Consider the following 8,521-nt stretch of genomic DNA (forward strand, 5'->3'; position numbering starts at 1 on the left):
GGCCCCGTGAGGCCGGTCCGATTCTGTCGACGGGATGAACCGGTGGGACCGGATCATCCGCGATTCCCACCCGAACGAGTGAGACTCGGCGGGCCGGGCCGCATTTATGCAGCTGACAGGGGGTGCCGCGCGCTCCCGCAGGGGGTGGCGCACGGCGCGGCCGGCCACGGGGAACCCGTGGCCGGCCGGTCGGTACGCGCGCTCAGCTGCGCAGCGCCGCTCCGGTCCGCTCGCCCGCGAGGGCGACGGCCGCGTCCCGCGCGGCGGACGCCTCGTCCACGGTCAGCGTGCGGTCGGACGCCCGGAACCGCAGCGCGTACGCCAGCGATTTCCGCCCGTCGCCCAGCTGCTCGGCGTTCTCGTACACGTCGAACAGCCGGATCGACTCCAGGAGTTCGCCCGCACCTTCACGCAGCGCGGCCTCGACGTCGGCGGCCGGCACGAACCGGTCGACCACGAGGGCGACATCCTGCGTGGCCACCGGGAAGGCCGAGATCCGCGGCCCCTTCACCGGACCCGCGCTCGCCTCCTCCAGCACGTCCAGGTCCAGCTCCATCGCGCAGGTGCGCGCCGGCAGGCCCAGGGCCTGTACGACCCGCGGGTGCAGCTCGCCGGCGTACCCGACGACCCGCTCGGTGCCGTCCGCCGTGACCGCCAGCTCGGCGCAGCGGCCGGGGTGCCACGGCCCGTACTGCCCCTTGCGGACGATCAGCTCGGTGCCGGTCTCCCGGGCGATGACCCGCGCGGCCTCGACCGCGTCGGCCCAGCCGGCCGGGCGGCCCGTGCCCCACCAGCCGGCCTGCTCGCGGGCGCCGGCGAGGACGACGGCGGCGTGCCGGGGCTGGACGGGGAGCGCCTCGGTCAGGGAGGCGATCTCCTCGGCCGTGGGACGCCGGTCGACGGGCAGCCGGACCGCGGCCTTCGCCTCCGCACGCGGATGGAAGACCAGGCCCGTCTCGAACAGCGCCAGGTCGTGCGAGCCCCGGCCGTCGTTGCGCCGCAGCGCGGCCAGCAGGCCCGGCAGCAGCGTCGTGCGCAACGCCGGCTCCTCGTCGGAGAGCGGGTTGACCAGCTTGACGACCGCGCGCTTGGGGTCGTCGGCCGCCAGGCCCAGCCGGTCCAGGACCTGCTCGCCGATGAACGGGTAGTTCGGTGCCTCGACGTAGCCGGCGCCGGCCAGCGCGCGGCCGACGCGGCGGTGCAGCCGCTGCCGCTCGGTCAGGCCGCGGCCCGCGGGGGGCTTGGGCAGCGTGGAGGGCAGGTTCTCGTAGCCCTCAAGGCGGATGACCTCTTCGGCCAGGTCGTTCGGGTCGGTCAGGTCGCCCCGCCAGGACGGCACGGTGACGACCAGCTCGTCCTGCCCGTAGACGTCGCAGCCGATCTCCTGGAGGCGGCGGACCACGGTCTCGCGGCCGTACTCCACGCCCGCGACCCGGTCGGGATGGTCGGCCGGGATGGTGATGGTGCGCGGCGCGGAGGGCGCGATCACCTCGGTGACGCCCGCGTCGGCCGTGCCGCCCGCGAGAAGCACGAGCAGATCCACGGTCCGCTGGGCGGCCGCCGCGGCGGCCTCGGGGTCGACGCCGCGCTCGTAGCGGCGGGAGGCCTCGGAGGACAGCTTGTGACGGCGGGCGGTGCGCGCGATGGAGATCGCGTCGAAGTGCGCGGCCTCGATGACGACCTCGGTGGTGGTGCCCTCGGTGTCGTCGATCTCGGTGTGGGCGCCGCCCATGACGCCGGCGAGGCCGATGGGGCCGCGCTCGTCGGTGATGACCAGGTCCTGGGCGTCGAGGGTGCGGGTGACGCCGTCGAGCGTGGTGAGCTGCTCACCGGCCTCGGCGCGCCGCACGCCGACGGGGCCCTGGACGCGGGCGCGGTCGTACGCGTGCAGGGGCTGGCCCAGCTCCAGCATCACGTAGTTGGTGACGTCCACCGCCAGGGAGATCGGGCGCATGCCGGCCTTCTGGAGCCGGCGCTGGAGCCAGATCGGGGAGCGCGCCTCGGGGTCGAGACCGGAGACGGTGCGGGCCGTGAAGCGGTCGCAGCCGAAGGGGTCGGAGACCTGCACCGGGTAGCCGTAGGCGTTCGGCGCGGGCACGTCCAGCAGGGCCGGGTCGCGCAGCGGGAGGCCGTAGGCGATGGCGGTCTCGCGGGCGACGCCGCGCAGCGACAGGCAGTAGCCGCGGTCGGGCGTGACGGCGATGTCCAGGACCTCGTCGACCAGTTCGAGCAGTTCGATGGCGTCGGTGCCCACCTCGTACTCCGGCGGGAGCACGATGATGCCGTGCGTCCCGTCGTCGCCCATGCCCAGCTCGTCCGCGGAGCAGATCATGCCGTGGGAGGTCTTGCCGTAGGTCTTGCGCGCGGAGATCGCGAAGCCGCCGGGCAGCACGGCGCCCGGAAGGACCACGACGACCTTGTCGCCGACGGAGAAGTTGCGGGCGCCGCAGACGATCTCCTGGGGCTCACCGGTGCCGTTGGCCGCGCCGACGTCGACGGTGCAGAAGCGGATCGGCTTCTTGAAGCCCTCCAGCTCCTCGATGGTGAGCACCTGGCCGACGACGAGCGGCCCCTTGAGGTCGGTGCCGAGCTGTTCGACGGTCTCGACCTCGAGGCCGACCGAGATCAGCTTCTCCTGGACGTCGCGCCCGGTCTCCGTCGCCGGCAGGTCGACGTACTCCCGCAGCCAAGAAAGCGGGACCCGCATCAGATCTCCATCCCGAACGGCCGGGTGAACCGGACGTCACCCTCGACCATGTCTCGCATGTCTTCGACGTTGTGGCGGAACATGAGCATCCGCTCGATGCCGAACCCGAAGGCGAAGCCGCTGTACCTCTCGGGGTCGACGCCGCAGGCGGTGAGGACCCGCGGGTTGACCATGCCGCAGCCGCCCAGCTCGATCCAGCCCTCGCTGGAGCAGGTGCGGCAGGGCCGGTCGGGGTTGCCGACGGACTCGCCCTTGCACACGTAGCAGAGCATGTCCATCTCGGCGCTCGGCTCGGTGAAGGGGAAGTAGTTCGGACGCAGCCGGGTCTTCATGTCCGGCCCGAACAGCGACTGGACCATGTGGTCCAGGGTGCCCTTGAGGTCGGCCATGGTCAGGCCCTCGTCCACGGCCAGCAGCTCGATCTGGTGGAAGACCGGGGTGTGGGTCGCGTCCAGCTCGTCGGTGCGGTACACCCGGCCCGGGCAGACGATGTAGACCGGCAGCTCGCGCTCCAGCAGGGCGCGGGCCTGCACGGGCGAGGTGTGGGTGCGCAGGATGACACCGGAGTCGCCGTTCTCGCCCTTGGGGCCGTCGACGAAGAAGGTGTCCTGCATCTGCCGGGCCGGGTGGTCCGGGGTGAAGTTGAGGGCGTCGAAGTTGAACCACTCCGCCTCGACCTCGGGGCCCTCGGCGATCTCGTACCCCATGGACACGAAGACGTCCGCGACCCGCTCCATCATGGTGGTCAGCGGGTGCCGGGCGCCGGCCGGGACGCGGTCGTACGGAAGTGTGACGTCCACCGCCTCCTCGACCAGCACGCGGGCGTCCCGCTCGGCCTCCAGCTCCACCTGGCGCGCGGCGAGGGCCTTGTTCACGGCGCCGCGGGCCATGCCGACGCGCTTGCCGGCCTCGGCCTTGGCATGCGGGGGCAGGGCGCCGATCTCGCGGTTGGCGAGGGCCAGCGGGGAGGCCGGGCCGGTGTGGGCGACCTTCGCCTCGTGGAGCGCGTCGAGGGAGTCCGCGGCGGCGAAGGCGGCGAGCGCCTCGTCCCGCATGCGCTCGATCTCTTCCGGTTTCAACGCCTCGACCTCGACAGGGTCGTACGACTTATTCGGTGCCGACATCTCTTCCCGTACTTCCGATTGGCTGGCGGATGGTCCCCGTCACCGGCTGATGGACGGTGCGTCCGGCTTTCGGGACACAAAGGTGCCAAAGGCCGAGTCTAACGGGGTGGAGGTGTGCGGATGCGCCCGTGGGCCACTAGGCGAGATACGCCGGGGCCGCCACGGGCAGCGTAAAGCGGAACTCGGCGCCGCCGCCGGGGGCGCGGCCGACCGTGATGGTGCCGCCGTGCACCTCGACGATTCCCTTGACGATGTACAGCCCGAGGCCGGTGCCACCGCGCTTGCTGCCCCGCCAGAAGCGGGTGAAGACGCGGTTCATGGACTCCTCCGGGATGCCGGGCCCCTCGTCGCTCACCGTGACCGACGTGGCTGCGTTCTCGCCGTCCTCGCCCTCGCGGGGGGACGCCGAGGGCGTGACGTCAATGGTGACGGTTCCCGCACCGTGCCGCACGGCATTTTCGATGAGGTTGCTGAGGACCTGGTCGATCTTGTCGGGGTCGGCCCACAGGGCGGGCAGCGGCTGTTCGACGCGGAGCAGGAAGCGGTCGGCGGGCTGGCCGGCGGCGACGTAGGCCTGGATGTGCCGGGACACGGCGGCCCCGATGTCGACGGGCTGCCGGCGCACCTCCAGGCGCCCGGCGTCGATACGGGAGATGTCGAGGAGCTCGGCGATGAGGCGGGTGACGCGGTCGGCGTCGGCGTCGACGGTCTCCAGCATGAGCCGCTTCTGGTCGTCGGTGAAGCGTTCCCACTTGGCGAGCAGGGTGGCGGTGAAGCCCTTCACGGAGGTGAGCGGGGAGCGCAGCTCGTGCGCGACGGTGGCGATCAGCTCGGCGTGGCTGCGCTCGGTACGGCGGCGGGCCTCGGTGTCCCGCAGGGAGACGACCACGCTGCGCACCGGGCCCAGCGGCTCGTCCCGTACGTAGCGGGCGGAGACCAGCACCTCCCGGCCGCCCGGCAGCAGCAGGTTGCGCTCCGGCTGCCGGACCCGGATGGCGAGCCCGCCGTAGGGGTCGGTCAGCTGCCACCAGCGGCGGCCCTCCAGGTCCTCCAGCGGCAGCGCCCGCTCCAGCGGCCGGCCGAGGGCGTCGGCGGCCCGTACGGCGGTGATGCGGGCGGCGGCGGCGTTGAAACAGACCACCCGGCCGTCCGCGTCGGCGACGACGAGGCCGTCGGGCAGCTGGTCGGGATCGAGACCGAGGGCCGCGTCGCGGTGCCGGGGCGCGGAGGCCTGTCGCGCGTCCCGTCCCTCCGGCGCGGTGCTCGTGCCGGCCACAGTCATCCCCGTACCCCACCTCTCAGACCGCGCAGGCCCCGAGTTGGTCACCCTACTAGCTCTGGGTGACGGATCGGCACCCTCCGGAGGCACGCTGTGCGCGGGCCGACGCATAGAGACATACGGCGGCGGCCGTGGCGAGGTTCAGGCTCTCGGCGCGCCCGTGGATGGGGACGCGTACGACGGCGTCGGCGAGGGCGCGGGTCTCCTCGGGAAGTCCCCAGGCCTCGTTGCCGAACACCCACGCGGTCGGCCCGCCCATGGTGCCCCGGTCCAGCTCCTCGTCCAGGTCGCGGTCCCCGGCGCCGTCGGCGGCCAGGATCCGCACCCCCGCGTCCCTCAGTCCCGCCACGGCCCGCTCGACGGGGACGCCGACGGCGACGGGCAGGTGGAAGTGGGAGCCGACGGAGGCGCGCACGGCCTTGGGGTTGTACAGGTCGACGGAGGCGTCGGTGAGGACCACGGCCTCGGCGCCGGCGGCGTCGGCGCAGCGCAGCACCGTGCCGGCGTTGCCGGGGTCGCGCACATGGGCGAGGACGGCGACGAGCCGGGGGCGGGCGGCGAGGATGTCCTCGAAGGGGGTGTCCAGGAACCGGCAGACCCCGACCAGTCCCTGCGGGGTGACGGTGGTGGAGATCTCGGCGATGACCTCCTCGGAGGCCAGGTGCAGCCGGGCGCCAGCGTCCCGCGCCTCCCCCACGATGTCGGCGTAGCGCTCCGCGGCCTCGACGGTGGCGAACAGCTCGACCAGGGTGGCCTGCCCGCCGGACCGGTGCCCGGCGGCCTCCCGTACGGCCTGCGGGCCCTCCGCGAGGAAGAGCCGGTCCTTCCCCCGGAAGTTCCGCTTGGCGAGCCGCCGCGCGGCGCCGACCCGGGCGGACCGGGGGGAGATGAGTTCGGGGGAGACGGGGGGCATCCTCTTACCTTCGAAAACTCGTGTCCGCCGCGGCGGCGACGGGCCGCGACGGCGGATTCAGGCGGTGCCGCACCCCGCTGCGGGGAGGGCGCGGTGTGTCCCGCGCCGCGGCGGACCCGCCCGTGGGGACGGCGCGGCCGCCCGTGGCCGCGCGGCGTCGTCGGCAACAGCAGGACCCGCAAGCCGTGCAGCCTGCGGGTCCTTCGGTCACGTCGGCCTCGGGCCGGAACGTCACGCAGCCTTCGGGGCGTTGACGTCCGACGGCAGCGCCTTCTGCGCGACCTCGACGAGCGCCGCGAAGGCGCCGGCGTCGTTCACGGCCAGCTCGGCCAGGATCTTGCGGTCGACCTCGACGTTCGCGACCTTCAGGCCCTGGATGAAGCGGTTGTACGTCATGCCGTTGGCGCGGGCAGCGGCGTTGATGCGCTGGATCCACAGCTGCCGGAAGTCGCCCTTGCGCTTCTTGCGGTCGTTGTAGTTGTAGACCAGCGAGTGGGTGACCTGCTCCTTGGCCTTGCGGTACAGGCGCGAACGCTGACCGCGGTAGCCGGAGGCCTGCTCGAGGATCGCCCGGCGCTTCTTGTGGGCGTTGACTGCCCGCTTGACGCGTGCCACTTGTTAACTCCTTGTAGCGGGGTCGTGGTGGTGCTCACACGACCCGGAAACGATTCGGTCCCGGTCCAGACGCACGGCGCTCAGGCGGCGCCGCGGCGTCACTTGCCGAGAAGCTTCTTGATCTTCGCGGCGTCGCCCGGGGCCATCTCGGCGTTGCCGGTGAGGCGACGCGTGACACGGGACGACTTGTGCTCGAGCAGGTGGCGCTTGCCGGCGCGCTCGCGGAGCACCTTGCCGGAGCCGGTGATCTTGAAGCGCTTGCTGGCACCGCTGTGCGACTTGTTCTTCGGCATAGCGCCGTTATCTCCTCGTCGGTGGCGCTCCGGTGCCCGGTCGTGAAACCGGGCACGATGGAGCGTCGCTCAGTTCTGTCGGTTACATCCTCGGGGACGCACGTCCCCCGGGATCACGCCTCGGCAGGTTCCTCGGCGGGCACCTCGGCCTGGACCTCGGCCTCGTCGTGCTCGTCGGCCTCGGCGGCGTTCTGCGACTTGCCGGGGTTCGCCTTCGCGTCGGCCTTGCGGGCCTCCTGCGCCTGACGGGCCTCGGCCATCGCCTCGGTCTTCTTCTTGTGCGGACCGAGAACCATGATCATGTTTCGGCCGTCCTGCTTCGGGTTCGACTCGATGAACCCGAGGTCCTGGACGTCCTCCGCGAGACGCTGCAGCAGTCGGTAGCCCAGCTCGGGGCGCGACTGCTCACGGCCACGGAACATGATCGTGATCTTGACCTTGTCGCCCTGCTTGAGGAACCGGACGACGTGACCCTTCTTGGTGTCATAGTCGTGCGGGTCGATCTTCGGCCGGAGCTTCATCTCCTTGATGACCGTGTGCGCCTGGTTCTTGCGCGCCTCACGGGCCTTCATGGCCGACTCGTACTTGAACTTGCCGTAGTCCATGAGCTTGCACACGGGCGGACGGGCGGTCGCCGCGACCTCGACCAGGTCCAGGTCGTACTCCTGTGCAAGCTCCAGTGCCTTCGCGAGCGGCACGATGCCGACTTGCTCGCCACTGGGACCGACAAGTCGCACCTCGGGAACGCGAATCCGGTCGTTGATGCGGGGCTCGGCGCTGATGGATCCTCCTCGGTAGCACCACGCGGCGGTCTGGCGGACAGCCGCGTTACGTCTGTGTTCGAAGACCAACCGCGCCGAGGCACAAAAAATGCCCCGCACGATCACATGCGGGACTCCGAGCACTACCGGAGCACCGCCGCGATGCCGCGGGGCGCACTTTCGGGCGACTCCATCGTCCGTACGGAACGATGGTGGCCGCCTGACCGGATGACCCGCCGTCCCGGAGGATGGTCGGGTGGGAGATCGGAGCCTCCACTTGTGGGCCGCACAAAATGTCCGGCCGGTCGTCTTTCAGACTAGCAGCATCACCTGGCGGGGGCTAATTGAGGGAGGCCCGCCGGGACCACCTATCGTGTGGGGCATGAGTGACACCCCTCCCGAATCCCCCGACTTCGACGCGATGACCCGGGACATCGCCGAGGTCCCCGCCGTCGAGGTGATCGTGACGGTCGCCGTCAACCTGATGAGCGCCGCCGCCGTGAAGCTCGGGCTGAGCGAGGAGGGCGAGTCGTACAAGGACCTCGACGAGGCCCGCAAGCTGATCAGCGCGCTCGCCGGCCTGCTGGACGCGAGCACGACCGAGATCAGCTCCTTCCACGCGGCCCCGCTGCGCGACGGCCTGAAGTCGCTCCAGCTGGCGTTCCGCGAGGCGTCGCTCGTCCCGGACGAGCCGGGCCAGGGGCCGGGCGAGAAGTACACCGGCCCCGTCTACGGCTAGGTTCTGTCCGGCGGATCACGGCCGGAGCCATAAGCGGACCGCTGCGACAGTGACGGTGCCGTGGAAGACGTAGGCCCTCTTGTCGTAGCG

At 71.8% G+C, this 8,521-nt stretch carries 8 protein-coding genes; 1 reads left to right on the top strand and 7 read right to left on the bottom strand.

The features are described from left to right. Positions 1–202: 202 nt before the first annotated feature. The 7 genes from pheT to infC form a co-directional block, all read right to left on the bottom strand. On the bottom strand, positions 203–2,707 hold the full coding sequence (gene pheT, locus ABZ117_RS28660) for a phenylalanine--tRNA ligase subunit beta (RefSeq protein ID WP_356824694.1): 2,505 nt from the start codon (positions 2,705–2,707) through the stop codon (positions 203–205). Beyond that, positions 2,707–3,831, bottom strand: a complete 1,125-nt coding sequence (gene pheS, locus ABZ117_RS28665) for a phenylalanine--tRNA ligase subunit alpha (RefSeq protein WP_356824695.1) — start codon at positions 3,829–3,831, stop codon at positions 2,707–2,709. The genes pheT and pheS overlap by 1 nt, the downstream gene beginning before the upstream one ends. A 136-nt stretch (positions 3,832–3,967) precedes the next feature. Continuing rightward, positions 3,968–5,113, bottom strand: a complete 1,146-nt coding sequence (locus tag ABZ117_RS28670) for an ATP-binding protein (RefSeq protein WP_356824696.1) — start codon at positions 5,111–5,113, stop codon at positions 3,968–3,970. A 49-nt stretch (positions 5,114–5,162) separates the two neighbouring features. Then, entirely contained in the window at positions 5,163–6,023 is an 861-nt protein-coding gene (locus ABZ117_RS28675; RefSeq protein ID WP_356824697.1) for an RNA methyltransferase, read from the bottom strand. A gap of 231 nt (positions 6,024–6,254) precedes the next feature. After that, positions 6,255–6,638 carry a 50S ribosomal protein L20 gene (gene rplT, locus ABZ117_RS28680; protein WP_356824698.1) on the bottom strand — a complete coding sequence of 128 codons (384 nt, stop codon included), beginning with the start codon at positions 6,636–6,638 and terminating at the stop codon, positions 6,255–6,257. A 98-nt stretch (positions 6,639–6,736) separates the two neighbouring features. Further along, on the bottom strand, positions 6,737–6,931 hold the full coding sequence (gene rpmI / locus ABZ117_RS28685; RefSeq protein ID WP_003977225.1) for a 50S ribosomal protein L35: 195 nt from the start codon (positions 6,929–6,931) through the stop codon (positions 6,737–6,739). Between the two features lie 113 nt (positions 6,932–7,044). Then, the gene (infC, locus tag ABZ117_RS28690; RefSeq protein WP_356824703.1) at positions 7,045–7,713 is read right to left on the bottom strand and encodes a translation initiation factor IF-3; all 669 of its coding nucleotides are present in this window, start codon (positions 7,711–7,713) and stop codon (positions 7,045–7,047) included. A gap of 361 nt (positions 7,714–8,074) precedes the next feature. Between infC and ABZ117_RS28695 the strand changes: the two genes are divergently transcribed. Continuing rightward, on the top strand, positions 8,075–8,431 hold the full coding sequence (locus tag ABZ117_RS28695) for a DUF1844 domain-containing protein (RefSeq protein WP_356824699.1): 357 nt from the start codon (positions 8,075–8,077) through the stop codon (positions 8,429–8,431). Positions 8,432–8,521 lie beyond the last annotated feature (90 nt).

It is taken from the genome of Streptomyces sp. NPDC006309 (genome assembly GCF_040613095.1).
Lineage (GTDB): Bacteria > Actinomycetota > Actinomycetes > Streptomycetales > Streptomycetaceae > Streptomyces.